Genomic DNA, 26,645 nt, shown 5'->3' on the forward strand with positions numbered 1-26,645 from the left:
GCTGAAGTGACAAAAACAAGGAAATCATATGGGGCCAGAAGGTGCCATTGCAAGCACTGACCGGACAAAGGCCAAGGGCATGTGCGCCCAGCCACCCAGAACGAGCAGATCAGGTGCGGATTTCGCCTTCACCCAGAACCACATATTTGAGCGAAGTCAGGCCTTCGATGCCGACCGGCCCCCGGGCGTGGAACTTGTCGGTGGAAATGCCGATTTCGGCACCCAGCCCGTATTCAAAACCATCGGCAAAGCGGGTGCTGGCGTTCACCATGACGCTGGCCGAGTCCACCTCGCGCAAAAAGCGCTGGGCGTGCATGTGGTCGCGGGTCAGGATGGCATCGGTGTGGTGGCTGCTGTAGTGGTTGATGTGGGCAATTGCCTCGTCCACCCCTTCGACCACCTTGATGCTGATGATGGGGGCGAGGTATTCCTCGAACCAGTCTTGCTCGGTGGCGTCTTTCAGGTTCACCCCGGCGACCTGGCTCAGGATGGCCTTGGCCTTGGGGCAGCAACGCATCTCCACCGCCTTGGCTGCATAAAGCGCGCCAATTTTGGGCAAAAAGTCGGCCGCCACACCGCGCGCCACCAACAGGCTCTCGCTGGCGTTGCAGGGGCTGTACTTCTGGGTTTTGGCGTTGTCGGCGACCTTGACGGCCATGTCGATGTCGCAAGGGTCATCCACATAGGTGTGGCAATTGCCGTCCAGGTGCTTGATGACGGGCACCTTGGCTTCGGCGCTGATGCGCTCGATCAGGCCCTTGCCGCCACGCGGAATGATCACGTCCACAAATTGCGGCATGGTGATCAGCTGGCCCACAGCGGCGCGGTCGGTGGTTTGCACCAGTTGCACCGCATCGATGGGCAGGCCGCTGTCGGTCAGGGCCTGCTGCACCAGACGGGCCAGCGCCTTGTTGGATTCAATCGCCTCGGAGCCGCCGCGCAGGATACAGGCGTTGCCGCTTTTGATGGACAAGCTGGCCGCCTCGATGGTCACGTTGGGGCGGCTCTCGAAAATCATGCCGAACACACCAATCGGCACGCGCATCTGGCCCACGCGGATGCCGCTGGGCACCTGCTTCATGCCGACGATCTCGCCAATCACATCGGGCATGGCAGCCAGCTGCTCGCAACCTTGGGCGCAGGTTTCCAGCACTTTGGGCGTGAGTTTCAGGCGGTCCACCATGGGCTCGGCCAGCCCGGCAGCGCGGGCGCGCGCCAGGTCTTTGGCGTTGTCGGCTTGCAGGGCCTCGGTGTTCTCACGCAACAAGGCGGCCAGATGGCGCAAAGCCTTGTTTTTCACAGCGGCAGAAGCCTTGGCCATCAGGGCCGATGCTTTTTTGGCCTGCTGTCCCAGGGTCTGGACGTGTTCAGCGGTGTTCAGATCAGTCATTCAGACATTTTCGCAGATGCAGACCAAGTTCTTTGTGAGGTGCCTTCTTTGTGGGAGGCTGCCCCCGCAGCCGAATGCCCGAATTGGCTCAAGCCGACATTCGCGAACAGGGGCTCGCTCCCACCGGGAAACTTCAGCGAACGATGCAAAAGCGCGAAAAGCGCACGGCCAGGCGCTGCAGCGCTTGCCAGCCATCGGTCGGCCACTCGGGCACTTTCAGGCCTTTGACGATGCCATCCACCTGGTGGGCCGCTTGCAGCAAGCCATTCAGACGGGCCTCGGTCATGCGGGGCAACACGCGCTCAAACAGGCGTTCACGCGGACCCCACACGCGTTGCTCGCGCAGCGCCATGGGCAGGGGTTTGCCGCTGGCCATCGCGTCTTTCACCCGCTTCAGGGCACGGATGTCTTCGGCCAAGGTGTAGTGCACCAGCACAGCGGCCTCGCCTTCGGCCTGCAGGCCGTCCAGCATGCGCTGCACCCGGGCCACCTGCCCAGAGAGCACGGCCTCTGACAACTTGAACACGTCGTAACGCGCCACATTGACCACGGCGGTTTCGACCTGTTCCTGGGTGAGTTCGCCTTGGGGGTGCAGCAAACCGAGCTTTTGAATCTCCTGGTGCGCCGCCAGCAAGTTGCCTTCCACGCGGTCGGCAAAAAATTGCAAGGTGCGCTGGCCTTCTTCGCCTGACACGACGCTTTGTCCCTGCTGCTGCAGGCGCTGCGCGATCCACTGGGGCAAGGCATTGCGCTCGACCGGATCGATCTGGATCGACACACCCGAATTTTCCAGCGCGCCAAACCAGGCCCCCTTGCGGGTAGCCGCATCGAGGCGCGGCAGCAAAAACAAGGTCAGGGTTGTGTCGTTGCCTTGGGCGGATGCCCCCAGTTGCTGAATGGCGGTGCTGCCTTCTTTGCCCGGCTTGCCGGACGGCACGCGCACTTCCACGATTTGCTTGTCGGCAAACAAACTGAGCGAGCCGCCTGCAGCCAACACTTCGCTCCAGTCAAAATGTGCGCCCGACACGGTGTGCACGCTGCGTTCGGTGTAGCCCTGGGCACGTGCGGTGGCGCGGATGGCATCGGCGGCCTCCTGGATGAGCAGGGGCTCGTCGCCGTGCAAAACATACAGGCTGCGCAAGCCTTTTTGCAGGTGCGCCGCCAGCTGAGGAAGGGCCAGTTGCATGCGTGCGTTCAGAAAAGGGCCATCAGGGCTTGGCCGACGACTCGGAGGCTGCCGAAGCCTCTGGCGCTAGGGCCGGTGCTGGCGCAGGCAAGCTGCGTGGCTTGACCGCCGACAAACGGCGCATGATCTGCTGCACGATGTCGGTCTGCATGTCGCGGTACAAAATGCCCATCTCGATTTCTTTGGACAGCGCGGCCGTTTCGGTAAAACTCAAGTCCCGCTGCAAAGCCAATGAAACGGGCTCGATCAGCTCCACCCCTTGCGGTGTGCGCAAGCGAAACTGCACTTGCAAACGCAGTTGCAGTTCACGCATCTGCCCCGTTGCGCTCACCCCGACCGGCACCTGCTGGCGGGTCTCGCTCAGGATGTCGAGGATCGCATCGGCGTTCAGCATCTGCTTGGGCTCGGTCAGCAGGTCAATGCGCCCCGTGCCCAACAGATTGCGCCGCAGCTCCACGCCAAAAGGCGACGTGGTCGAAAAATTGGCGTACAGGGTTTTGAACGCGAAGTCGTTGGTTTGGCGCAGTTGAAACCCGCAGCCCGTGAGCCATGCAGGGACTGCGCCCAAGCTCACGGCCGTCAAAAAGAGTCTGCGAGAAGGTTTCATGGCGCGATCGCTTTCAAACCACCACGTTGACCAAGCGGCCAGGCACCACGATGACCTTCTTGGGCGCGGCGCCTGCGGCCTGCTTGATGAAGGCTTCGCTGGCCAAGGCCATTTGCTCGATCTGCGCTTTGTCGGCCGATGCGGGCACCAGGATAGACCCGCGCAGCTTGCCGTTGATCTGGAGCATCAGCTCGATCTGGTCACGCTCCAGCGCCGACTCGTCCACAACAGGCCAAGGCGCGTCCAGCAACTCGCCAACCGCTTTGGCATAGCCGAGTTCTTGCCAAATGGCATCGGTGATGTGCGGGCAAGCGGGGTAGAGCATGCGCATCAGGAGCGACACGCCTTCGCACAGGGCGGCGGTGTCACCTGCGCTGCCATCGGGCTTGAAGTCTTCCAGCGCGTTCAGCAGCTTCATGCAGCCGGACACCACGGTGTTGTACTGCATGCGCTCGTAGTCGTAACCCACCTGCTTGAGCACCAGGTGCATTTCGCGGCGCAAGGCCTTGGCCGAATCGCCCAAGGTGGCCTGGCTCAGGTCTTGGCCTGTGGCCGAGCGCAGAAGTTCGTGGTGCTTGAACGCGAAGTTCCACACGCGGCGCAAGAAGCGGTAGCTGCCTTCCACGGCCGAGTCGTTCCACTCCAGCGTGACTTCGGGCGGCGCGGTGAACATGGTGTACAGGCGCGCGGTATCGGCACCGTATTTTTCGATCAGGTCCTGTGGGTCCACGCCGTTGTTTTTGGACTTGGACATGGTGCCCACGCCTTCGTAGTCGATGGCGGTGCCCACGGGCAAGCGGCCGTCGCCACTGTCGGCTTCGTTCTTGAGCTTGGCACCGATGACTTTGCCGGTCTCGTCCAGCACATGCTCGACATCGTGCGGCCAGAAATAATCTTTGCCACCCTTGGCGGTGCGGCGTGAATAAATGTGGTTCAGCACCATGCCTTGCGTGAGCAGCTTGGTGAAAGGCTCATCGACCTTGACCAAACCCAGGTCGCGCATGACCTTGGTCCAGAAACGCGCATACAGCAAGTGCAAGATGGCGTGCTCGATGCCACCGATGTACTGGTCCATGCCGCTGCCGCCAGTGGCTTGGTTCTGATCGCGCATCCAGTAATCGGTGCCGCCTGCCACCATGGCATCGGCGTTGGTCGGGTCGCAGTAGCGCATGAAATACCAGGACGAATCCACGAAGGTGTCCATGGTGTCGGTCTCGCGGCGGGCGGGTTTGCCGCACACCGGGCAGGTCACGCCCGCGTGGAAACCTTCGTGCTTGTGCAGCGGGTTGCCCGAGCCGTCGGGGATGCAGTCTTGCGGCAGCACCACGGGCAGGTCTTTTTCGGGGACTGGCACCGCGCCGTGCACTTCGCAATGGATGATCGGGATCGGCGTGCCCCAATAGCGCTGGCGGCTCACGCCCCAGTCGCGCAAACGCCAAGTGGTTTTCTTCTCGCCCAGGCCTTTGGCGACCAGCAACTCGGCCACCTTTGTGACGGCGGCTTTCTGTTTCAGGCCGTCGAGTTCGCCGGAGTTCACGCAGATGCCATCTTTCAGCCCATAGCGCTCATGCCACTGGCTTGCGTCAAAGAAGCGTCCACCGACCTCAGCCAATAACTCGCCAGTATGTGCATCCCGCAACTCGCGGTGAGCATGGCCACTGACGTTGTCTTTGTACTCATGGACAACCACTTCGTCGTTTCTGGCGACAACTGGTTTGATCTCAATGACGATATGGCCACGAGTTGTATTAATTTTTTTCGCAAACTCAAAGTCACGTTCGTCGTGCGCGGGCACACCCATGACGGCACCATCGCCGTAACTCATCAGCACGTAGTTGCCCACCCAGACCTCGACCTGCGCACCTGTGATCGGGTGCGTGACGAACAAGCCCGTGCGCATGCCCTTTTTCTCTTGGGTGGCCATTTCGGCCTCGGTCGTACCGCCGCTCTTGCACTCTTCCAAAAACGCCGCCAAAGCGGGGTTGCTCGCAGCAGCGTGCAACGCCAGAGGATGCTCAGCGGCCACGGCGCAGAAGGTCACACCCATGATAGTGTCGGCGCGGGTGGTAAAGACGTACATCTTGCCGTCGCCGATCAAAGCGCCGTCGGCACCTTTGATGTCGTGCGGGAACGCAAAGCGCACGCCTTCGCTCTTGCCAATCCAGTTTTCCTGCATCAGGCGCACTTTGTCGGGCCAGCCGTTGAGCGTGGCCTTGTCGTTGCCGATCTGCACATGGTCGAGCAGCTCTTGCGCGTAAGCGGTGATGTTCAGGTAATAGCCCGGAATCTCGCGCTTTTCGACGGGGGCACCGGTGCGCCAGCCTTTGCCGTCAATGACCTGTTCGTTGGCCAGCACGGTCTGGTCCACCGGGTCCCAGTTGACGACCTGGGTCTTGCGGTAGGCGATGCCTTTTTCGAGCATCTTCAAGAACAACCACTGGTTCCACTTGTAATACGTCGGATCGCAGGTGGCGACTTCGCGCGACCAGTCGACCGCCAAACCCATGGCCTGCATCTGCTTTTTCATGTAGGCGATGTTCTCGTAGGTCCACTTGGCAGGGGGCACGCCGTTTTTCAGGGCGGCGTTCTCGGCTGGCAGGCCAAAGGCGTCCCAGCCCATGGGCATCAAGACGTTGTAGCCCTTCATGCGCAGGCTGCGCGTGAGCATGTCGTTGATGGTGTAGTTGCGCACATGGCCCATGTGCAGCTTGCCGCTGGGGTAAGGCAGCATGGAGCAGGCGTAGAACTTCTTTTTGCTGGCGTCTTCGGTGACGCGGTAGGCATCGCGGGCCGTCCAGCGGGCCTGCGCTGCGGGTTCGACTTCGAGGTGGTTGTACTTGTCTTGCATAGCCTGCGATTGTAGAGGGGGCGGGGGTCTGGCCCAGGACATGGCGACACAGCCCCAGCACACATTCGGCCGCAGGGGCGGCCTCCCACAGAAGCCAGGCAAGCCGACCCTCTTGTGGGAGCGAGCCCCCGCTCGCGAATGCCTGCTCTGGACGGGTTCCCATTCGGCCGCAGGGGCGACCTCCCACAGAAGCCCGGCAAGCTGACCCTCTTGTGGGAGCGAGCCCCTGCTCGCGAATGTCTGCTCTGGACGGGTTCCCATGAGGCCGCAAGGGCGACCTCCCACAAGGTCAGACCGTGGACTGGAAAACTCAGCGCCCGGGCGTTGGAGCTGGGGCTGTTTGTGCCACAAAACCGATGCGCGACAGCCCGGCTTTTTGGGCCAAGCCCATGGTTTCGACCACGCGGCCATAGGGGACGGACTCGTCGGCGCGCAACTCCAGCTCGGTGTTGGGGTTGCGTTTGGCGGCTTCTGCCAGCCGCAAGCGCAGGGCTTCAGGGGCGATGGGTCGGTCGTTCCAGTACACGGTGCCTTGCGCATCGACCACCAAAGACACCGCTTGCGGCGATGCACCCGCCTCGCCCCCTTCGGCACGGGGCAAGTCCAGCCGGATGGCGCTGGTCATCAGCGGGGCGGTGAGGATGAAGATCACCAGCAAAACCAGCATCACGTCCACCATGGGGGTGACGTTGATTTCGCTCATGGGCGCATCGGGTTGGCGGGATGCCAGGCGACCAAAGGCCATGGCTCAATCCTGCGGGTCGGCCAGCAGGCCCAACAAATCGTGGGCGAAGCCTTCGAGCTCGGCTTCGATCAGGTTCACCTTGCGACCCAAAATGTTGTAACCCAGCACCGCCGGGATGGCCACCGCCAAGCCTGCAGCGGTCATGATCAGCGCTTCGCCGACCGGGCCTGCGACCTTGTCGATGGTCAGCTGCCCGGCTTCGGCCATGCCGGTCAAGGCGTTGAAAATGCCCCAAACCGTGCCCAACAGCCCGACAAAAGGCGAAATGGAGCCGGCTGTTGCCAACCACACCTGGCCCCATTGCAGTCGCCGCACAACGCCCTGAAGGGCATCGCGCAGCACACGGGTCAGTTGTTGGCGGCGGTCTCCGGCAGAGGCCAAGGTGCCGCCTACGGACAGCAAGGTGGCGTCAAGCAAAGGGGCAATGCAGGTGTCGCGGTCAAATTGGGCCACGCGTTGACGCGCATCGTCAAACGCAGGGGCTTGCCAGAAAGCCGCAACGCTGCGGCGCGTGTCCAGCCCCACCCGCGACAGCAAACGCCATTTCCAGACCATCACCACCCAGCTGCCGATCGACAACACCAACAACACCAGCGCCAGCAGGCGACTGACCAGATCGCTGTGCAGCAAAAAGTCGTTGAGGCTCATGGCAGCGGCGGTGTGCTGTGACTCAGCGCAGGCTCAACACGTCAAACATGTCGAACAGGCCGCGCTGCTGGGTCGCCAGATAGCGAACCGCCCGCAAGCTGCCTTGCGCGTAAGTGGAGCGGCTGGAGGACTTGTGGGTCACTTCGATGCGCTCACCAATGCCGGCAAACAACACGGTGTGGTCGCCCACGATGTCGCCGCCACGGATGGTGGCAAAGCCGATGCTGGACGGGTCGCGCTCGCCGGTGTGGCCGTAGCGCTCGTAAACCGCGCACTCTTTCAGGTCGCGGCCCATGGCCTCGGCAATCACTTCGCCCATCTTGAGGGCGGTGCCTGAAGGCGCGTCCACTTTGTGGCGGTGGTGGGCCTCAATGATTTCGATGTCGTAGCCGGTCGACATGGCCTGTGCCGCCATTTGCAAGAGCTTGAGCGTGACGTTGACGCCCACGCTCATGTTGGGGGCCATCACGATGGCAATGTCTTTGGCTATTTCGGCGATCTCGGCTTTTTGTGCGTCCGTGAAACCGGTCGTGCCGATCACCGCTTTGACACCCAACTCACGGCACACCTTGAGGTGGGCCAGGGTGCCTTCGGGGCGGGTGAAATCAATCAGGCAACCGGCATTTTTGAGGCCTGCATGCAAGTCAGAGGTCACCAAAACGCCGCTGCTTTGGCCCAAAGGGGCTGCAGCATCGTGCCCCTGCGCGGGACTGGCCGCGATGTCGAGCGCACCGGCCAGGCGGCAATCGCCAGAAGACAGAATGGCTTCGATGAGCATGTGTCCCATGCGGCCAGAGGCGCCGGCGACGGTGATGGGCAAGTCGGTCAATTGAGTCATGTCTTTTTAAATGAAAGATACACACGCCATCGGGCACACGACCCGGACAGGACACCCGTTAACGGGGTGTTGGCTCCAAAGGGGGATAGCTGGCAGGCAGCGGCGCGGGAACAGGGGTGTCACCAGGGGCTTTTTGCACCGGGAACTTCTTCAGGTCTTCTTCGCTGGCTTGCAAATTGGGCACGCTGGTGGCCTGACGCTGCTGGACCAGCCGCTCGACAAACTCGGACTCGCTGGGCAGGTCGCCGCCTTCGACCGAAGCCACCACATCACCCTTGAAAAACACGGTGAGCTGGAAACTCTGGGGGGGCACGCCTTGGCGGCGAATGCTGAAGGCGTAATCCCAGCGGTCGGCATGAAACAAGCTGGTGACCAGCGGGGTGCCCAAAATGTCTTTGACTTGCGCACGGGCCATGCCCGGGCTGATCGCCTGGCGCTGCTCTTTGGACACGAAGTTGCCTTGCACCACCTCGGGCACATAAGGCTTGAAGGTGTCGCTGGTGAAGCTGGACATGCTCCCGCAACCCGCCAAACTTGCGCAAACAATGAGCATGGCCAGGCGGTTGCCTGTCAAGGGGAAAGTCAGGAAAGCTGTCATGGTTGAGGGCGTGCCGATATGATCGGATCATTGTAGCGGCAGCTTCATGTCCAACCCGGTTTTGCATACCCAGATACCCTTCACATGACCCAAATCGACGAACTGAAAAACAATGGTCTGAAAGCCACACTGCCCCGGCTGAAAATTCTGGACGTTTTTCAGAGCGGCGCGCAACGCCACATGACGGCGGAAGATGTTTTTCGCCACCTGCTGCGAGAAAACATCGACATCGGCCTGGCCACGGTGTACCGGGTGCTGACGCAGTTTGAACAAGCTGGCATCTTGAGCCGCAACCACTTTGAGAGTGGCAAAGCGGTTTACGAGCTCAACGAAGGGCAACACCATGACCATATGGTTTGCCTTGATTGCGGCCGGGTGGAAGAGTTCTATGACCCGGAAATCGAGTCAAGGCAACAAGCGGTTGCCACGGCCAAAGGTTTTGTGATTGCAGACCACGCCTTGAGTCTGTATGCCCATTGCACGCAAAACCCATGCCCTCACCGTCAGCGTTGAGCTGAAGCGGGGTACTTATTCCATCGCCCGCCGCTGGCGATCGATGAAGTCCTGGTAGGTGTCAATGCCGCGCATTTGCAAAATGGTGTTGCGCACAGCGGCCTCGACCAGCACGGCGATGTTGCGACCTGCCACCACCTGAATCACCACCTTGCGCACCGGGATGCCCAACACGTCTTGCACCAGAGGCTCTGAGGGCAGTCGCTCGTAATCGCGCTCCAGGGTCTCGCGACGCACCAGGTGAACGATGAGCTTCAGGCGCATCTTGCGGCGCACCGCCGTCTCGCCAAAAATGGCGCGGATGTCGAGCAAGCCGATGCCACGCACTTCGAGCAGGTTTTGCAGCAAATCAGGGCAACGCGCCTCGATGGTGGTCTGGTTGATGCGGTACAAATCGACCGCATCGTCGGCCACCAGGCCGTTGCCGCGCGAAATCAACTCCAGGCCCAGCTCGCTCTTGCCCAGCCCCGACTCACCCGTGATCAACACCCCCATGCCCAGAATGTCCATGAACACGCCGTGCATGGTGCTGCGGTCGGCAAAGTGTTTGGACAAATAGGCGCGCAGCACGTCGATGACGAACGCCGACGACTGGTCTGTGGAAAACATCGGAATTTGAGCCCGCTCGCACATCGACAGCAGTGCGTCCGGCGCAACCTGGCCATCGGCCAGCACCAGAACGGGCGGCTCCAACGTGACGATCCGCGCGATTCTGCGAGCGCAGTCTTCAGGCGTGGCGTTGCTCAGATAGGTCACTTCACGCGGACCCAGAATTTGAACCCGGTAAGGGTGGATGTAGTTCAGGTAGCCCACCAGATCGGCGCCCGATCGGGCTTCGCGCACGGCAACTTCGTCAAACCGGCGCTCTGAAGCACCCAAACCTGCCACCCATTGCCACTTCAGTTTGCCGCGGTGGTCCTCAAACAGGACATCGGCGCTGATGACGGAGGGTTTCATCGCAAAAGCCCAGGCCTTCGCCAACTCAAACGGTTTGAGCCGACTGCCATTGGGCAATCAGTTGGTGCAAGTCATCTTGGACCGTGCTGCTCTTGATGCGCTCACGCAGCGCAGAATCACTCAACAACTCGGCGATCTCGGAGAGGATCTCCAGGTGTTTTTGGGTGGCCGCTTCCGGAACGAGCAAGAAAATCAGCAGGTTGACGGGTTGCTCATCAGGCGCATCAAAACCAATCGGCTGGGCCAACTGGAAAACGGCTGCCATGGGCGCCTTCAGGCCCTTGATGCGGCCATGCGGAATGGCCACACCGTGCCCCAGACCTGTGGAGCCGAGACGTTCCCGGGCGAACAGGCTGTCAGTGACCAATGCACGGGAAAGCCCATGCAGGTTCTCAAAGAGAAGTCCGGCTTCTTCGAATGCACGTTTCTTGCTGGTGGCTTCCACCCCTACAAGAACTTGGGCAACAGGCAATATGGATGAGAGGCGATTCATGGTCGAGGCCGGATTATGCACCCGTCCGGGGCACAAAGGTTGCAAGATGTATCTGCCCTCAGGCCCCAGGGGGCATGCGCAGCCGCCAAGCCAAGCCCACGACCCCATTTATGCATCAAAAAGGCCGCTCTTGGCGGCCTTGAGTCAGATCGGTTGAAACCTCATCACATCATGCGCTTGGGTGCACTGTGGTGGTGATCGGTGATGCGGTCTTTGTGCTTGACCACCTGGCGGTCGAGCTTGTCGACCAGGTCATCAACCGCAGCGTACAAATCTTCGTGGGCGCTTTCTGCAAACAGGTCATTGCCTTTCACGTGGATGTTGCATTCAGCGCGCTGGCGCTTTTCCTTTTCTTTCTGCTTCTCGACGGTCAGCAGCACTTTGACGTCGACCACCTGATCGAAATGCCGGGTGATGCGGTCGAGCTTCCCTGTGACGTACTGGCGCAAGGCCGGGGTCACTTCCAGATGGTGCCCGCTGATGGTTAAATTCATAGTCGTCGCCTCCATAGATTCAGGGTAGAAAAAGCCCCGCCGAAGGCAGGGCTCCGAAACCACCTTGGGGGATGGTTCAGCCCCACTATGCGCCGCCCCTTATTGAAAAGCAAGGTCACTCAAGGTAAACCCCCAGAGGCCCGGGCCATTGCCCCCAAACAGGCTTTTCGGTGCTATCGTCCGACTTGAAGTGAAACGCGAAACACCACGCCCTTCACCCGGCTAAAAGCCCGCCCTGGCCACCCTCAAGCTGCCGAGGCTGGCGCACCATGCAAACGCAAATGCCCCGCCAGCCAGGCACTGAGCAAACTGGCAACCACCCCCAGCAAACCCGCCACCCAATAAAACGTGAGTTGTCCTTGGGCATCGCGCCCGATGATGAGGCCCGCCACCAAAGCCGCCAAACCCATGGAAGCGGATTGAACCGACGAGTTGAGGGTCATGAACGTCCCGCGCAAACGGGGCTCCACCGCCGATGAAATCATCGCCATGCCTGGAATCATGCGACCGCTCATGACGGTAAAAAACAAAGTCGAGATGGTGAGTAAGCCCCACAGCGGCAGACCTTGCGACAAGGTCGTGGCCATCAAGGGAATCGCCACCGCCAAAGCCAGACGCTGAAACACTTTGACTTTGCCCAGCCGGTCGGTCAAATGACCGAAATACCGGGCACTGAGCAAGGTGGCCACGCCACCAAACAGGTAAATCCAGGGCACCTCACCGGTCTTCATGCCTGCATTCGACTGCAGGTAAATGGTGATGTAAGGGATCACCGTGAAGCTGGCAAACATCATCAGCCCCGAGACACCGAAGGCTTTGAGGTGGTTGACCTCGGCCAGCACCTGCCCGATGCCACGCCAGACACTGGTCCGCTCCGGGTGATGCAGGTGCGCGTCCAGACGCGGCAGTGTTTGCCAGGCCCCCACAGCGAGCAAGCCTACGAGCAAGGCGATGCCAAAGAAAGGTGCATGCCAGCTCAAATGTGCTGCCAAAAACAGGCCCAAGGGCACCCCCGCCACCGTGGACACGGAAAACGAAGTCATGACCACGCTCATGGCCCGCCCCCTGCGCTCAAAGGGGATCACGTCGGCCACGATGGTCTGGGACAAAGCCGACAAAACGCCACCAAACAAGCCCGCGGCCACACGCGCCACCATCAGCCAAAAATAGTCGGGCGCCAAACCGCAAGCCAGTGTGGCCAGCCCAAACAGGGTGTACATCACGAGCAGCAAGCGTTTGCGACTGAAACGGTCGATGTAGGTGGCGGCCATCAGCCCGGACAGTCCAGCGGACAAGGTGTAGGCCGAGACCAGCAAGCCGAACTGCGCATTGCTGATGCCAAACAGGGCGGTGAACTGTGGCCCCAGCGGCATCATGATCATGAAATCCAGGATGTGGGTGAACTGGATGCCAGCCAGCGTGAAGAGAAGCCAGCGCTCTCGCCGTGGGATCAGATGAGGTGTCATGGAACAATGCAAGTGAATTGACTGAATCTAACACCCTGCGTCAAGACCCCAAGCCATGCACATCGACAGCCTGACGCCGCAGCTTCATGCAAGCAACCACCACCCCGTCCTTGGCCTGGTGCTGATGGGGGGCGGTGCACGCACCGCCTACCAAGCTGGCGCATTGCAGGCCATTGGCCAACTGTTGCAAAACCAGCGTGCCGGGGCTGCCCCAACCTTTCCTTTTCAGGTGCTGGCGGGCACGTCGGCCGGTGCATTGAACGCCACCTTTTTGGCCAGCAAGGCCATGGATGGCCTGAACGGACTGGATGAGCTGGCGCAATTTTGGGGCAAGCTGCGCTCCGAGGCGGTCTACCACCTGCCCCAAACCCCCATGGCCAAATTCAGCCGCTGGGCCACCGCCCTGGGACTGGTGCAGTCGGTCCGCCAATCTGCCGCGGTCATGGACAGTCTGGCCTTGGTCAACACCTTGCACAGTGCGATTGCGCTGGACCGCATCGACACGGCCTTGCAAAGCGGTGTCTTGCAGGCGCTGGCCGTCACGGCCTCCAGTTACTCCAGTGGTGCTCACTGGACCTTTTGCCAAACCCGTGATGGCCAGCCCATCCCCTGGAGTCGCCCCGGCAGGCGTGCAGAGCAACAACCCATCACCATTGAACACCTGATGGCCTCCAGCGCCATCCCTTTCATTTTTCCGTCCACGCCGCTGTGGGTGGATGGCGGGATGGAGTTTTTTGGGGATGGCTCCATGCGCCAGCTGTCACCTTTGTCATCTGCCGTGCACCTGGGCGCAGACCGGATATTGGCCATTGGCGTGGGGCAGCCCCAGCGGGCCAGCCTCGGCACCCCCATGCAGTCCAGCGGGCGACCTTCCTTGGGCACCATTGCGGGACACGCTATGGCCAGCGTTTTCCACGACACCCTGGATGCCGATGTGGCACAAATCAGCCGCGTCAACCAATCACTGAACATGCTGCCCGAGAGTGTCCGTGCCGAGTTGCCCTTCAGGTCGGTGAAAGTTTGGGCGCTGCAGCCCAGCGCTTCGCTCGATGCGCTGGCACAAGAACATGTCCAGTCCTTACCCAAACCGATCGTCCGGGTGCTGGAGGGTTTGGGCGCTCTGCGAGGCAGCGGTGCCGCCCTGGCCAGTTATTTGTTGTTCGAACCCGGCTTCATCCAGGCCTTGATGGCGCTCGGTCAAGCGGACGTGCAGGCCAGAGCCGATGAACTCCTGGGTTTTTTGAGCCCCCAGCCGGGTCATCCGGTGCGATAATCCGCCGATTCATTCTGGAGACACACTGCCGTGGAAACTACCCCGAGTCGGTAGCTTTCGGACGCCTTGAGCATTGGCCCATCGTTCGAAAGCTGCAGCACACCCTACTTCGCCGCCCCTTTGAACCTTTGGCACCTGGCCATTTTTCGGATTCGCCATGCTCAACATCTTCACACTCGTCAACGGTCGCCTCTTCCAGGAAGAGATTGAATCGCTCGAAGAACTCTCCCGTTTCCAGCCCATCTGGGTCGACCTGGAGTCGCCCACGCTGGAAGAAAAGCGCTGGATCAAACAGTACTTTGGCCTGTCCATCCCGGAAGACGCGATGGACGAGGACATTGAGGAATCTGCCCGCTTTTACGAAGAAGACAACGGCGAGTTGCACATCCGTTCTGACTTTTTGATCGCCGACGAGGACGAGCCGCGCACCGTGCGCTGCGCCTTCATCCTGAACCAACACAACGCCAACCTGAAAAGCCAGGGCGTGCTGTTCTCCATCCACGACGAAGACGTGCCTGTGTTTCGCCTGCTGCGCATGCGTGCTCGCCGCGCACCGGGCCTGATCGAAGACGCCAAGGAAGTGCTGCTCAAGCTGTTTGACGCGGACGCCGAATACTCGGCCGACACGCTCGAAGGCATTTACGACAAGCTCGAAATCGCAGGCAAAAAAGTGCTGTCGGGCGATGTGACCGACGCCATGGCCGGTGAAGTGCTGGGCGCGATTGCCAGGCAAGAAGACTTGAACGGACGCATTCGCCGCAACGTGATGGACACCCGCCGCGCGGTGAGCTTCATGATGCGCTCCAAGATGCTCAATGCCGAGCAGTTTGAAGAAGCCCGCCAGATCCTGCGCGACATCGACTCACTCGACTCGCACACGGCCTTTTTGTTCGACAAGATCAACTTCTTGATGGATGCCACCGTCGGTTTCATCAACATCAACCAGAACAAGATCATCAAGATCTTCTCAGTGGCCAGCGTGGCGCTGCTGCCGCCCACGCTGATCGCCAGCATTTACGGCATGAACTTCCAGTACATGCCCGAGCTGAACCAGACCTGGGGCTACCCCATGGCCATCGCGCTGATGGCCGCCAGCGCCGTGGTGCCCATGTGGTACTTCCGTCGGCGCGGCTGGCTCAAATAAACCCCGCTCAGACCGGCTGGCGGCTGAGCAGCCACTGCGAGAGGATGGCCAAGCTGTAACGGCTGGCCACCTCGCGGATGAACCGGGTGAAGTCGGTGTGCGCCTCGTCGTCCGCCCTGTCTGAAATGGTGCGCACCGCCGCAAAAGGCACGCCGTAATCGTGGCAAACCTGCGCCACAGCAGCGCCCTCCATCTCGACCGCCAAGGCGTCGGGCAAAGCCTGGCGCAACACGTGGCTTTCGGCCGATGTCGCCACAAAACGGTCGCCACTGATCACCAGGCCTTGGTGCGTTTGCGGACGACTCAAGTGAAATTGGGCCAGCGTTTCAAGACCCAAATACCGCTCGGCATCGCCCAACACCTGTTGCGTGGCTGAAGCCAGTTGCGCCACCAAAGTCGCATCGGCTTCAAAACGGGCGCGTCCATACAACGGCACCTCGTGGCGGGGAAACAGGGGCGATGCGTCCATGTCGTGCTGCACCAAGCCGGTCGCGACCACCACATCGCCAACGCGCACGTTCAGCCCCAAGCCTCCGGCCACACCGGTAAACACCAGCGTGTCCACCTGAAACCGCTCCAGCAAAACAGTGGCGGTGGTGGCCGCTGCCACCTTGCCAATGCGCGAGAGCACCGCCACCACCGTGTGCCCATGCCAGTGCCCCACCCAAAAGTCTCGCCCGGCCACCGACACGCGTTGCTCGTCCGGCATCTGCGCCAGCACAGCGGCCAATTCTTCGTGCATGGCACTCATGATGCCGATCACCGCCATGGGGCTTCCTTTGAAAGTGGATTGAAAAAGCGGCCACAAGGGCCGCTTTGGAGTGTATCGACCAGGCGGCCCGGCAAGGGCCCCCCGACGAGGTCAGGTTTTGTTGCGCAACTCGCGCCGCAAAATTTTGCCCACAGGGGTTTTGGGCAGCTCATCGCGAAACTCGATGACGCGTGGTTGCTTGTAACCCGTCATGTTCTCTCGGCAATAAGCCAGGATCTGCGCTTCGGTCAGCGCAGGGTCTTTGCGCACCACCACCAGCTTGACAGTTTCGCCGGTTTTTTCGTCGGGCACACCAATGGCGGCGCACTCCAGCACACCCGGGCAAGCCGACGCCACTTCTTCGACCTCGTTGGGGTAGACGTTGAAACCACTGACCAAGATCATGTCTTTCTTGCGGTCCACGATTTTGAAATAACCACGTGCATCCACGATGCCCACATCGCCCGACTTGAAGTAGCCTTCGGCGGTCATGACCTTGGCCGTTTCATCTGGGCGCTGCCAGTAACCGGCCATCACCTGCGGGCCTTTGATGGCGATCTCGCCAGGCGTGCCGGGGGTGGTGACTTCGCTGCCTTCGTCGTCGAGCAGCTTCATGAAGGTGCCGGGCAAAGGCACGCCAATCGTGCCGGTGAACTCGGTGCTGGTGGTCGGGTTGCAACTGGCCGACGGGCTGGTCTCGGACAAGCCATAACCTTCACAGATCGGGCAGCCTGTTTTCTCCAGCCAGAGCTTGGCCACGTTGGGTGTCACGGCTGTGCCGCCGCCCAAAGACACTTTCAAGTTGGACCAATTGACGGTGCCAAAATCCGGGTGATTGGCCAAACCGTTGAACAACGTGTTTACTGCCGGGAAGCTGTGAAACGTGTGCTTGGACAACTCCTTGAGCACCGCAGGCAGGTCACGCGGGTTGGGGATCAAGATGGTTTTCCCGCCCGAGCGCATGGACAACATCATGTTCACTGTGAACGCGAAGATGTGGTACAGCGGCAAGGCACACACGGACGTGGGCTGCTCCCCCGCCGGGATGCGTTTCATCACCGGCTCGTTCCAGGCCTCGGATTGCAGCACATTGGCGATCAGGTTGCGGTGCAGCAGCACCGCACCTTTGGACACGCCGGTGGTGCCTCCGGTGTATTGGAGTACGGCGATGTCGTTGGCTGAGAGTTCGGGTTTGCGAAAAGCCTGCTGGCGTCCTTTGGACAAAGCATCGTTGAACCGGACCGCCTGCTGCAGATTGAAGACAGGCACAATCTTCTTGACGTTGCGCACCACATAGTTGACCAAGTTGCCCTTGAGCCAACCCAAGCGATCGCCCATGGACGCCAGCACCACGTGTTGTACGGGGGTTTGCGCGATGCACTTTTCAAGAGTGGCGGCAAAGTTTTCGATGATCACAATCGCTTTGGCACCGGAGTCCTTGAGCTGGTGCTCCAGTTCGCGCGCGGTGTACAGCGGGTTGACGTTCACGACCACAAAGCCTGCACGCAAGATGGCAGCCACGGCCACCGGGTACTGCGGCACGTTGGGCATCATGATGGCGATGCGATCGCCTTTGCTCAGCCCCAAAGATTGCAGATACGCCGCCATCGCCAAGCTTTCCCGGTCGGTCTGGGCATAAGTGATGTCCTTGCCCAAAAAACTGTAGGCAGAACGGGTGGCGTATTTGGAAAAACTCTCTTCAAGCAAGCCCACCAGAGAGCTGTATTGGGTGGGATCGATGTCAGCTGGAACACCCTCGGGGTAACTATTCAGCCAAACGGGATTCAAGTTCATATCTGGTTCTCCTGCGGGTCAGTCTACCGCAGTACTGACGGCAAACTGACTCACAAAAGTACTGGGTTTCCCGGGTTCACACTTTCAGAGCGACCAGCACTTCGTCCAGCATTTTCTTGGCATCGCCAAACAACATGCGGTTGTTGTCTTTGTAGAACAAGGGGTTGTCCACGCCCGCATAGCCGCTGGCCATGGAGCGCTTCATGACGATGCTGGTGCGGGCCTTCCAGACTTCCAGCACCGGCATGCCGGCGATCGGGCTAGTGGGGTCATCTTGCGCGGCGGGGTTCACGATGTCGTTGGCACCAATCACGATGGCCACATCGGTGTCGGGGAAGTCGTCGTTGAGTTCATCCATCTCGAACACGATGTCGTAGGGCACCTTGGCTTCGGCCAGCAGCACGTTCATGTGGCCCGGCATGCGGCCCGCCACCGGGTGGATGCCAAAACGCACGTTCACGCCTTTTTCGCGCAAGGTTCGGGTGATCTCGAACACCGTGTGCTGGGCTTGCGCCACCGCCATGCCGTAGCCGGGCACGATGATCACGTTCTTGGCGTCGCGCAGCAGCTCGGCGGTCTCAGCGGCCAGGATGGGGCTGACTTCACCCTGCGGCTCGGCCGCACCACCGGCAGGCTTGGGCGCGGCAGCAGTGGTGCCAAAGCCCCCCGCGATCACGCTGATGAAGCTGCGGTTCATGGCATTGCACATGATGTAGGACAAGATGGCACCGCTGGAGCCGACCAGCGCACCCGTCACGATCAGCAAATCGTTGCTGAGCATGAAGCCGGTGGCTGCAGCCGCCCAGCCCGAGTAGCTGTTGAGCATGGACACCACCACCGGCATGTCGGCACCGCCAATGGCCATGACCATGTGGATGCCAAACAGCAAGGCGATAGCGCTCATGACGAACAGGGGGAACAAACCGGCTTCGATGGTCTCGGCCTGCAAGAACATGCGGCCAAAGTAGACAACCGCCAGCAAACCGGCCAGATTGAGCCAGTGGCGTCCAGGCAGCAACAAGGGACTGCCGCCGATGCGGCCCGACAGCTTGCCGAAAGCGGCAATCGAGCCCGAGAAAGTCACCGCACCGATGAAGATGCCGATGTAGATTTCCATCGCGTGGATGGTGTGCGCGGCGCTGTCGAGGTTTTTGGACGCTTCGGGGTCCACATACGTGGCATAACCAACCAGCACTGCGGCCATGCCAACCATGCTGTGCATGAGGGCGACCAATTCGGGCATTTGCGTCATTTGCACTGAACGCGCGGCGTACAGGCCAATGGCCCCGCCCAGCACCATGGCACCAACGATCCAGGGGATGCCAGCGGCCGTGACTTGCGGACCTAACACCGTGGCCGCCACGGCCAGCGCCATGCCGACCATGCCATAGAGGTTGCCGCGACGTGCAGTTTCCTGGTTGGACAAACCGCCCAAACTGAGGATAAAGAGGATGGTCGCACCAATGTAGGCGACCGTGGACAGGCTAGAGGTCATGAAGGTCTCTTTTCTTAATCGGTTGGGGACAGATCTGAAGATCTGCCCCAAAGTCTCAATCAGTTAGGGACAGAGCTGAAGATCTGTCCCTAAAGTTTTTATTTGCGGAACATCGCCAGCATGCGCTGGGTCACGGCAAAGCCGCCGAACATGTTGATGGCGGTCAAGACCAGCGCCACCGATGCCAAGATGATGATCAGCATGTTGGGGCGGGCTGCGGCGTTGGCCATGGGCGAAATCTGCACCAGCGCGCCGATGGCGATGATGGAGCTGATCGCGTTGGTCACGCTCATGAGCGGCGTGTGCAAAGCGGGTTTGACGTTCCAAACCACCATGTAGCCCACGAAGCAGGCCAACACAAACACCGTGAAGTGCGACAAGAACGCCGCTGGCGCGTAGGCACCGACCAGCGCAAACAGCACCGCCGTGACGGCCGCCACGATGACCAGCTTGCCTGCGGGCATGGGGCCCGAAGGCTCGCCGTGGCCGTGGCCTTTTTTGGCTGCAGGTGCCGCAGCTGGCTTGGGTGCAGGCTTGGGTGCAGCGACCAAGGGTGGCGCAGGCCAGGTGATTTCACCGTCTTTGATGACCGTGAGGCCCCGGATGGCGTCGTCTTCCATGTTGACGTTGATGACGCCGTCTTTGGTCTTGCACAGCTCTTCCGTCAAGCGGAACAGGTTGGTGCCGTACAGCGTGGACGACTGGCGTGCCATGCGCGAAGCCAAATCGGTGTAGCCGACGATGGTCACGCCGTGCTTGACCACCGCTTTGCCGGGTTCGGTCAGTTCGCAGTTGCCGCCTTGCTCGGCGGCCATGTCCACGATCACGCTGCCGGGCTTCATGCTTTGCACCATCTCGGCGGTGATCAGCTTGGGCGCAGGTTTGCCGGGGATCAGCGCGGTGGTGATGATGATGTCCACCTCACGGGCCTGCTGCGCGTACATGGCGCGCTGCGCGGCCTGGAAGCCCTCGCTCATAACCTTGGCGTAACCGCCGCCGCCCGAGCCTTCTTCTTCGTAATCCACCTTGACGAACTCGCCACCCAGCGACACGACCTGGTCGGCCACTTCGGCGCGGGTGTCGTTGGCACGCACGATGGCGCCCAGGCTGGCGGCCGCGCCAATGGCTGCCAAACCGGCCACACCGGCTCCAGCAATGAACACTTTGGCTGGGGGCACTTTGCCTGCGGCCGTGATCTGGCCGTTGAAGAAACGGCCAAAGGCGTTGGCCGCCTCGATCACTGCGCGGTAACCGCTGACGCCCGCCATCGAAGTCAGGGCGTCCATCTTCTGAGCGCGGCTGAGTGTGCGTGGCAAGGCGTCAATCGACAGCGCGGTGACCTTTTTGGCCGCCAGCTGTTGCATCAATTCGGGGTTTTGGGCGGGCCACAAAAAGCCAAGCAGCGTCTGGCCTTCGTGCATCAGTGCCACTTCGTCGGGCGTGGGGGCGCGCACCTTGAAAACGATGTCGCTGCCGCGCCACAGCTCGGCAGCGCTGGGCGCAATGGTCGCCCCGGCTTCGACATAGGCGTCATCCGACAGGTCGGCGAGTTCGCCAGCACCACGCTCCACCGACACGGCAAAGCCGAGTTTGACCAGTTTGGTCACCACATCGGGCACAGTGGCCACCCGTTTTTCACCGAGGAATATCTCTCGCGGCACGCCTATGCGCATGGTTTGTCTCCAGATGATGATGAAATCTCAGAATTTACGCCTGACAGGGCAAATCAGCACTGAAATATATACTGAAACTTACAACAGACGTCTGAGGTCAATCCCGGGCATCGTCACTCGGCACCCCGTCGATAATCTGAACATGGACACACGCTGGAAACCCAATGTCACGGTGGCCGCCATCATTGAGAAAAATGGCCGCTACATGTTGATCGAAGAACACACCCAGGAGGGCCTGCGCCTGAACAACCCGGCCGGGCACCTGGACGAGGGCGAATCACCCGCCGATGGCTGCGCCCGTGAAGCCCTTGAAGAAACGGCCCACCCATTCAAGCCAACGGCCTTGGTTGGCATCTATTTGTCACGCTTTCAGCGCGCTGCAACGGGCGAGGACATCACTTATGTGCGGATGGCTTTTTGCGGCGACATCGGCGATCTGCAGCCACACCTGAGCCTGGATGAGGGGATTGTCCGAACGCTTTGGATGACCCCCGAGGAAGTGCGCGCCAGTGCGGACCGCCATCGCAGTCCTTTGGTCTTGCGTTGCATTGAAGACCATCTGGCAGGACAGCGTTATCCGCTCAATTTGATTTACACCGATCCCGCCGTTTCCCTCCCCAATACCCCCCAGATCTGAGACTGGCCGGGCATGCTGATACCTTCAAATCTCCCCATGCGCGACAGCGGCTTTGACCGTCCGCACGACACGCCATTGATGGGTGCATGCGCATGAGCAATTGGAGTCGTCACATTTTGACTGGGCTTGGAGTGATCTTCTCCATCACCACGACCTGCACGCAAGCTCAACCCTTGGGCAAGATCAACCAAGATCTGGTTGAGGCTGTTTTCGTTGAAATTTGCAGGTTGAACATCCAGCAACCTGACATGGTGATGCGGCAAGCCATTCTGGAAACAGGTTGGATGCGTGCACCTTTTTTGATGAAGAGACAGAACCTGTTTGGTTTCAGAAATTCCAGCTATCTGATTTTCAATCAATGGCAAGACAGCATCGTGTACTACAAGTCTTGGCAAGACAAGCACTACAACGCCAACGAGCACAAAGACTATGGCGGATTCCTGAAAAGCATCCGTTACGCCAGCGCAGGCTACATGGAACATTTGCGGAAGATCCAATGGACCAAGTCGTGCCCTGATCAGGCATCAATCGCCCCTGATTCACCCCGGACAAACGATTCCCCTGCAACGTCGACGACAGGTGAATGATGGGCTGCCGTGCCCATCCATTCCCGTTCCCGACAGTCACTTCAAGGGGTTTTTTTGGACTTGCTCGATTTGGATTTGGTTGTCGATTTGACCGCTGCTTTCGGTTTGGCCTGATTGGCCTTGGCCCCGTGACGTGAGACCGTCTTGGCATTGGCTGCCGAGGCTTTACCTTTGGCCTTCACGGGAGCACTGACACGGATCAGATCAGGACGCAGCTGAAACGGCTGCAAAGCCTTGAGCCAAGCCGAAACCGATCTGGGCACTTCGGCTTGTTGAGCGTCCGTCCACAAACTGGTTTTGTCCGGATTATTTTTGCGCCAGCTCATGGCATTGAGCATCGCTTGCGCCAACAAATCGCCCTTGATCGCGTAACCCGTACCACTCAAATGCACGTGGTCAGGTTGGGCCAAGCCATAAGCATACCAAGTGCGCATGGCATCAGCGCCACCTGCCACACGGTACCAGTCGTACAAAAGGCAATCGTTTTCCTGGGCGATACGACGGATCAATTGCGCAAAATCCCAAGCAGCCGTAATGGGCTGTTTACGAAAATAGGTGTCTTGGACGCTGGTCAACACAATCAGGGCATCCGGGTGCTCGGCACGCACTTTCCGGATGGTTTCCACAATGGTGGCCTTCAACTGCTCAGGCACAGTGTTTTTATAGATGAGATCGTTGGTGCCCCAATCCAGGATCACAAGATCGGGTGCCAACAAACTCGACTGCGCTTCAAAGTAGGCCTGAGAGCGCAATGCCCCATATGCCGCCCCGCCCACACCGAGGTTGTGATAAATCACGCCGGGTGTCTTGTTTTCAATGCTCAAGCCATGCAACTCGAAAGTATCTTCGGGCTTGGGATCTGCATTCACCACATCAAAACGGATAACGTCAAACAGTTGAGGCACTGCGATCTCAACCATGCGGGAACTCCCCTGTGACCCGTCATCGCCTTGGAGTTCACTTTCCCACAAAAGATCGCCCGATTGCATCCGCAATCGGTACGCTGCAGAGGTGCTGCGGTACATGAATTTCAGCACTTTGGCACCGGGTTCGAACTGCTGATTGAACTGCAATGTGAAGGCAGACTGGGTACTGGCCGTTCGCGCGACGAAACCAGACACCCCCAAGGGCAATTTGGGGTAGACCTGAATGCTGTTGGCCGTGACCCACTCACCTTCGAAACTGGATTTGTAATCGTTTTGCGAATAAGTTTTGGCGATGGCGTAGGGGAACACCATGCCGCGCCCGGCACTGCCCATCAGCGATTGCAATTTGTGTCTGGAAATCTGAGCCCCATACCCGCCCTGAACATGGGAATCACCAAAATGCAGCACCGTGAAGCGCCCTTGTGCAGCCCCCTCCCACTTGTCTCTCAAACGCTGTAAAAGCTGAACATTGGCCGCCTCCAATGTGTTGACTTCAGGCGTGACGAATGTATAGAAAAGCTGAGCTTTCTCGGCGCCGATGAGGTCTGGCAGAGTTTTCCATCCAAATGCAGGCTTGGATGCGCCCTCTGCCGCAGCCGCAAGTGACGGGCGTCGCTGGAGTTGCGGGACTGGCGCATTTTTGGCTACCTGAGGGGCTGCGGGCTTTGCTACTGGCGTGATGCTCACCGCAGGCAAAGCAGGCATTGTCGGCACCGCCTTGACAGGCTCGCCCTGATCGGTTGCACAGGCCACCAACAAAGCACAAGCAGCCGCGCTGGCCACAGCACGCGTGGACAAACCACGAATCAAAAACGTCATGAAAGAATTCCTCTTCATTGCGCCGCCTCAGACGTTGACGCCTTGCGGGCCACGGCAACTCCACCCGTCAAGAACCCGCGCTCACGCTGCACCGTATAGCCACTCAGAAATACATATGAATTGTGCGCAAACAACAAGTCCTGGATTCCTTCTTGCTGAATCAGGGTCTTGATGTTGCCATTGAAATGACGGTAATCGAGCACATAAACCTCTTCGTAATGCGATGCAAGATAAGGGACAAACGCATTGCCATACGAGTCTTTTAGCACCACGATCTTGCGCCCATTTTTGACATCGCTGGTGATTTTCATCATGGGGTAATCACCCCCCAAGAATACGCCGTAAGCACCGGCCCCGCGAGCGTATTCGGCGTACAGCTGCGTTGGCTGACCCTGACGCGAACCCGCTGCATAAAATTTGACAGATGTCTGAACCGGCACCTTGTAATACTCCACCGTATCCCCCTTGCTCTTGAGGACAGGAGACAAGGTGCGATGGTAGAGGGTACCCAAGAAATTGGGAATTTCCTTTTTGGTCAGGGCACTCAATGGCAAGGGCGTGATGTGGGCTGCTTCTGCAAAAGCGGTGTAAGCGTAATAAGCCCCCAGACCTGTCCAATGGTGGTCCGTATTGAAATACACATATTCAGATGTGTGTTGCGCAAGTTTTTCATAAGCATGCACAGGCCGAACCTGCTGCGGCAACAAGCTCAAGGCGTGGTCGATGACCAACTTTTCCCGCATCACCCCTTTGTTGACTTTGGTCGGCAGGTAATAGTCCGCGCCAATCGGAATGGGCATGAAATAAATGTTGGTCTGCGGCAACTCCTGTTGGTAGCGCGCGAGCACCGCAGCAAACGGGACCGCCATTTGAGGCGAGCCCCCCAACATTTGCACCGCCCGATTTTTATAAATGATGACGGATTCGATGTTTTGGTAAGGGGTGTCGTCTGACTGCGAAACCACCGCAGCCTCAACGCCTGAGCCACCCGTCGAACCATCGGGTCGACGCGTCTGGGCTACACCCTCGCTGGCTGTTTGCGACGGCTTTGCCTGATTTGAGGCCGGTGCGACAGGCTGGCGAGCAGCTGCTGCTGGCGGCTCATGGGCTGCAGGTGTTGCACCACCGCCTTGATGATTGCCTTTGTCCGAGAACACCTGGATGTCGTCTTGCGCCCATCCTCGCCACTGCTTGATTTGTCCGGCCACATCCGTCAAGGAATACCTGAAGACGAAGTTGTCCGCCACAAAGTCGTCGATCTGCTTCATGTATGTTCCATGACCCATGGCCGACCAAGAGAACTCAGGAAACTGTGCAAGCTTGCGTTTTTCACCTTCAGACACCGCGTCTTTGGGCGTCATCACAAAAAACACGCCCAAACCGATCAGCAATCCTGTGAACACGATCGTTTGTATCCAGTCCATGTAAGGGGTGGAATGATGCTGCTGCATGGTCAGAACCGAAAGTAAATGAAAGGGTTGTAGGTTTGCCCAACCAGGAGCACCACACTGACCCCAAGGAACACCAAATTCTGAAAGACCACGGTCCACTGGTAAGTGATCGCAGTCAAGCGTTGCTTGAGGCTGGCATGCGCACGCGCATACAGAGGAGCACACATGACCAAGGCAAACACCAACCAATAGGCGTTGGCCCAGAACGCTGCGTCCAGCTGAAAGTTATACAGCGGCACATCGGCCATCCCGAACATCACTTTCAAGGTACTACCAAGACGACTCAAGTCCGTGAAGAAGAAAATGGCCCAACCCAAAACAATGAAGAAAATGGCATACAAGTGCTTCACGAAGTTGGGCATTGCGTCCAGCAAGCGCAACAGCACCTGCTTTTCAAACCAGAGAATCACACCGAAATACAGCCCCCAAAGCACAAAGTTCCAACTGGCACCGTGCCAGATGCCCGTGAGCCCCCAAACAATGAACATGTTCCGGATGGGATGCCGTCTGTTACCGCCTAATGGGATGTAAACATAGTCCCTGAAAAATGTGCCCAACGAAATGTGCCAACGTCGCCAGAAGTCGGTGATGGATGTGGCCGTATAGGGGTGCTTGAAGTTCTCGTGGTAATGGAAACCGAACATCCAACCCAAACCGATGGCCATGTCGGAATAGCCAGAAAAATCGAAATAAATTTGCAAGCTGTACATCAACAAACCAAACCACTCACCTGCGACAGTGGTCTGGCTCATGTCCTGACCCAAAAACTGCAGGCACAACTCTCCAGCGGTATTGGCGATGAACACCTTCTTGAACAAGCCCTTGCAAAAGCGGGTCACCCCGTTGCTGAAATCAGGCAAGTAGAACACCCGCTCTTCGATTTCACGGGCAATGTGCGAATAACGCACGATAGGCCCGGCCACCAGTTGGTGAAACGACACGACAAACAAAATGAAGTTCAAGAAATTCTTCTGTGCAGGGACCTCACCCCGATACACATCCACCGTATAAGAAATGGTTTGAAATGTGTAGAAAGAAATACCAATTGGCAACAAAATACCCGGCGCCTTGAAGCCCAGACCGGTCAAAGCATTCACCGTCTCGACAATGAAGTCGGCATATTTGAAAGAGGCCAGCAATGCCAAATTGACCGTCAACGAACTGATCACCCCCAAGCGGGCAATGACCTTGCGATTTTTAAAATGGTCAATGAACAGCCCGTTGAAAAAATCCCAAACACAAGAAATGACCAACAAACTCACCCAAATCGGCTCACCCCACGCATAAAAAATGAGCGAAAACACCGTCAAAA

Annotated in this window: 24 protein-coding genes; 5 read left to right on the forward strand and 19 right to left on the reverse strand. The window is 59.2% G+C overall.

Going from position 1 to position 26,645, the window contains the following annotated elements; translation table 11 throughout:
- Positions 1-109: 109 nt before the first annotated feature.
- The 8 genes from B9Z33_RS01860 to B9Z33_RS01895 all read right to left on the reverse strand — a co-directional run bounded on the left by B9Z33_RS01860 (position 110) and on the right by B9Z33_RS01895 (position 8,860).
- Positions 110-1,390 carry a glutamate-5-semialdehyde dehydrogenase gene (locus B9Z33_RS01860; RefSeq protein WP_108285322.1) on the reverse strand — a complete coding sequence of 427 codons (1,281 nt, stop codon included), beginning with the start codon at positions 1,388-1,390 and terminating at the stop codon, positions 110-112.
- A 133-nt stretch (positions 1,391-1,523) separates the two neighbouring features.
- Positions 1,524-2,576: a DNA polymerase III subunit delta gene (gene holA, locus B9Z33_RS01865; protein WP_108285323.1), complete on the reverse strand. Its 1,053-nt coding sequence runs from the start codon at positions 2,574-2,576 to the stop codon at positions 1,524-1,526.
- Positions 2,577-2,598: 22 nt separating this feature from the next.
- The gene (lptE, locus tag B9Z33_RS01870; RefSeq protein ID WP_108285324.1) at positions 2,599-3,183 is read right to left on the reverse strand and encodes an LPS assembly lipoprotein LptE; all 585 of its coding nucleotides are present in this window, start codon (positions 3,181-3,183) and stop codon (positions 2,599-2,601) included.
- Positions 3,184-3,196: 13 nt separating this feature from the next.
- Positions 3,197-6,031: a leucine--tRNA ligase gene (locus B9Z33_RS01875; protein WP_108285325.1), complete on the reverse strand. Its 2,835-nt coding sequence runs from the start codon at positions 6,029-6,031 to the stop codon at positions 3,197-3,199.
- A 310-nt stretch (positions 6,032-6,341) separates the two neighbouring features.
- On the reverse strand, positions 6,342-6,776 hold the full coding sequence (locus tag B9Z33_RS01880) for a biopolymer transporter ExbD (RefSeq protein ID WP_108285326.1): 435 nt from the start codon (positions 6,774-6,776) through the stop codon (positions 6,342-6,344).
- A 3-nt stretch (positions 6,777-6,779) separates the two neighbouring features.
- Entirely contained in the window at positions 6,780-7,424 is a 645-nt protein-coding gene (locus tag B9Z33_RS01885; RefSeq protein ID WP_108285327.1) for a MotA/TolQ/ExbB proton channel family protein, read from the reverse strand.
- 22 nt (positions 7,425-7,446) lie between these two features.
- Positions 7,447-8,262 carry a 4-hydroxy-tetrahydrodipicolinate reductase gene (gene dapB, locus B9Z33_RS01890; RefSeq protein ID WP_108285328.1) on the reverse strand — a complete coding sequence of 272 codons (816 nt, stop codon included), beginning with the start codon at positions 8,260-8,262 and terminating at the stop codon, positions 7,447-7,449.
- 58 nt (positions 8,263-8,320) lie between these two features.
- Complete coding sequence (locus B9Z33_RS01895) at positions 8,321-8,860, reverse strand: outer membrane protein assembly factor BamE (protein WP_108285329.1); 540 nt, start codon at positions 8,858-8,860, stop codon at positions 8,321-8,323.
- 84 nt (positions 8,861-8,944) lie between these two features.
- Here B9Z33_RS01895 and fur point away from each other — a divergent pair, with 84 nt between their 5' ends.
- Entirely contained in the window at positions 8,945-9,373 is a 429-nt protein-coding gene (gene fur, locus B9Z33_RS01900; RefSeq protein WP_108285330.1) for a ferric iron uptake transcriptional regulator, read from the forward strand.
- Between the two features lie 15 nt (positions 9,374-9,388).
- Here the strand turns inward: fur and hprK are convergent, their stop codons facing one another.
- The 4 genes from hprK to B9Z33_RS01920 form a co-directional block, all read right to left on the reverse strand.
- On the reverse strand, positions 9,389-10,330 hold the full coding sequence (hprK, locus tag B9Z33_RS01905) for an HPr(Ser) kinase/phosphatase (protein ID WP_108286085.1): 942 nt from the start codon (positions 10,328-10,330) through the stop codon (positions 9,389-9,391).
- 25 nt (positions 10,331-10,355) lie between these two features.
- Positions 10,356-10,823, reverse strand: coding sequence for a PTS sugar transporter subunit IIA (locus tag B9Z33_RS01910; RefSeq protein WP_108285331.1), 468 nt, complete (start codon positions 10,821-10,823; stop codon positions 10,356-10,358).
- A 164-nt stretch (positions 10,824-10,987) separates the two neighbouring features.
- Positions 10,988-11,317, reverse strand: a complete 330-nt coding sequence (hpf, locus tag B9Z33_RS01915) for a ribosome hibernation-promoting factor, HPF/YfiA family (protein WP_108285332.1) — start codon at positions 11,315-11,317, stop codon at positions 10,988-10,990.
- Positions 11,318-11,562: 245 nt separating this feature from the next.
- Entirely contained in the window at positions 11,563-12,783 is a 1,221-nt protein-coding gene (locus B9Z33_RS01920; protein ID WP_108285333.1) for an MFS transporter, read from the reverse strand.
- A 55-nt stretch (positions 12,784-12,838) separates the two neighbouring features.
- Between B9Z33_RS01920 and B9Z33_RS01925 the strand changes: the two genes are divergently transcribed.
- A complete protein-coding gene (locus B9Z33_RS01925; RefSeq protein WP_108285334.1) occupies positions 12,839-14,056 on the forward strand; it encodes a patatin-like phospholipase family protein in 1,218 nt (405 codons plus the stop codon).
- Between the two features lie 157 nt (positions 14,057-14,213).
- Positions 14,214-15,200, forward strand: coding sequence for a magnesium/cobalt transporter CorA (gene corA / locus B9Z33_RS01930; RefSeq protein WP_108285335.1), 987 nt, complete (start codon positions 14,214-14,216; stop codon positions 15,198-15,200).
- 7 nt (positions 15,201-15,207) lie between these two features.
- Here the strand turns inward: corA and B9Z33_RS01935 are convergent, their stop codons facing one another.
- The 4 genes from B9Z33_RS01935 to B9Z33_RS01950 all read right to left on the reverse strand — a co-directional run bounded on the left by B9Z33_RS01935 (position 15,208) and on the right by B9Z33_RS01950 (position 20,913).
- Positions 15,208-15,969 (reverse strand): 5'-methylthioadenosine/adenosylhomocysteine nucleosidase, encoded by a 762-nt coding sequence (locus tag B9Z33_RS01935; protein ID WP_108285336.1) that lies wholly within the window; start codon positions 15,967-15,969, stop codon positions 15,208-15,210.
- 93 nt (positions 15,970-16,062) lie between these two features.
- Entirely contained in the window at positions 16,063-17,745 is a 1,683-nt protein-coding gene (locus tag B9Z33_RS01940; protein ID WP_108285337.1) for a long-chain-fatty-acid--CoA ligase, read from the reverse strand.
- Positions 17,746-17,821: 76 nt separating this feature from the next.
- Complete coding sequence (gene pntB, locus B9Z33_RS01945) at positions 17,822-19,240, reverse strand: Re/Si-specific NAD(P)(+) transhydrogenase subunit beta (RefSeq protein WP_108285338.1); 1,419 nt, start codon at positions 19,238-19,240, stop codon at positions 17,822-17,824.
- Between the two features lie 98 nt (positions 19,241-19,338).
- Positions 19,339-20,913, reverse strand: coding sequence for a Re/Si-specific NAD(P)(+) transhydrogenase subunit alpha (locus tag B9Z33_RS01950; RefSeq protein ID WP_108285339.1), 1,575 nt, complete (start codon positions 20,911-20,913; stop codon positions 19,339-19,341).
- A 142-nt stretch (positions 20,914-21,055) separates the two neighbouring features.
- On the opposite strand from B9Z33_RS01950, the gene B9Z33_RS01955 reads away from it, so the two are divergent.
- Together B9Z33_RS01955 and B9Z33_RS01960 are read left to right on the forward strand one after the other, a co-directional pair.
- Positions 21,056-21,550: an NUDIX hydrolase gene (locus B9Z33_RS01955; RefSeq protein ID WP_108285340.1), complete on the forward strand. Its 495-nt coding sequence runs from the start codon at positions 21,056-21,058 to the stop codon at positions 21,548-21,550.
- 86 nt (positions 21,551-21,636) lie between these two features.
- Positions 21,637-22,137 carry a glucosaminidase domain-containing protein gene (locus tag B9Z33_RS01960; protein ID WP_108285341.1) on the forward strand — a complete coding sequence of 167 codons (501 nt, stop codon included), beginning with the start codon at positions 21,637-21,639 and terminating at the stop codon, positions 22,135-22,137.
- Between the two features lie 41 nt (positions 22,138-22,178).
- On the opposite strand, the gene B9Z33_RS01965 is transcribed toward B9Z33_RS01960, so the two are convergent.
- From B9Z33_RS01965 to B9Z33_RS01975, 3 genes are read right to left on the reverse strand one after another with little or no spacing between them, the layout of a single operon-like run.
- Positions 22,179-23,882, reverse strand: a complete 1,704-nt coding sequence (locus B9Z33_RS01965; RefSeq protein ID WP_158270157.1) for a GDSL-type esterase/lipase family protein — start codon at positions 23,880-23,882, stop codon at positions 22,179-22,181.
- 14 nt (positions 23,883-23,896) lie between these two features.
- Positions 23,897-25,333 carry a DHHW family protein gene (locus tag B9Z33_RS01970; RefSeq protein ID WP_108285343.1) on the reverse strand — a complete coding sequence of 479 codons (1,437 nt, stop codon included), beginning with the start codon at positions 25,331-25,333 and terminating at the stop codon, positions 23,897-23,899.
- A 2-nt stretch (positions 25,334-25,335) separates the two neighbouring features.
- A complete protein-coding gene (locus B9Z33_RS01975; RefSeq protein ID WP_233252745.1) occupies positions 25,336-26,502 on the reverse strand; it encodes an MBOAT family protein in 1,167 nt (388 codons plus the stop codon).
- Between the last annotated feature and the right edge of the window lie 143 nt (positions 26,503-26,645).

The sequence above is a fragment of the Limnohabitans sp. T6-20 genome, assembly GCF_003063505.1.
Classification (GTDB): domain Bacteria; phylum Pseudomonadota; class Gammaproteobacteria; order Burkholderiales; family Burkholderiaceae_C; genus Limnohabitans_A.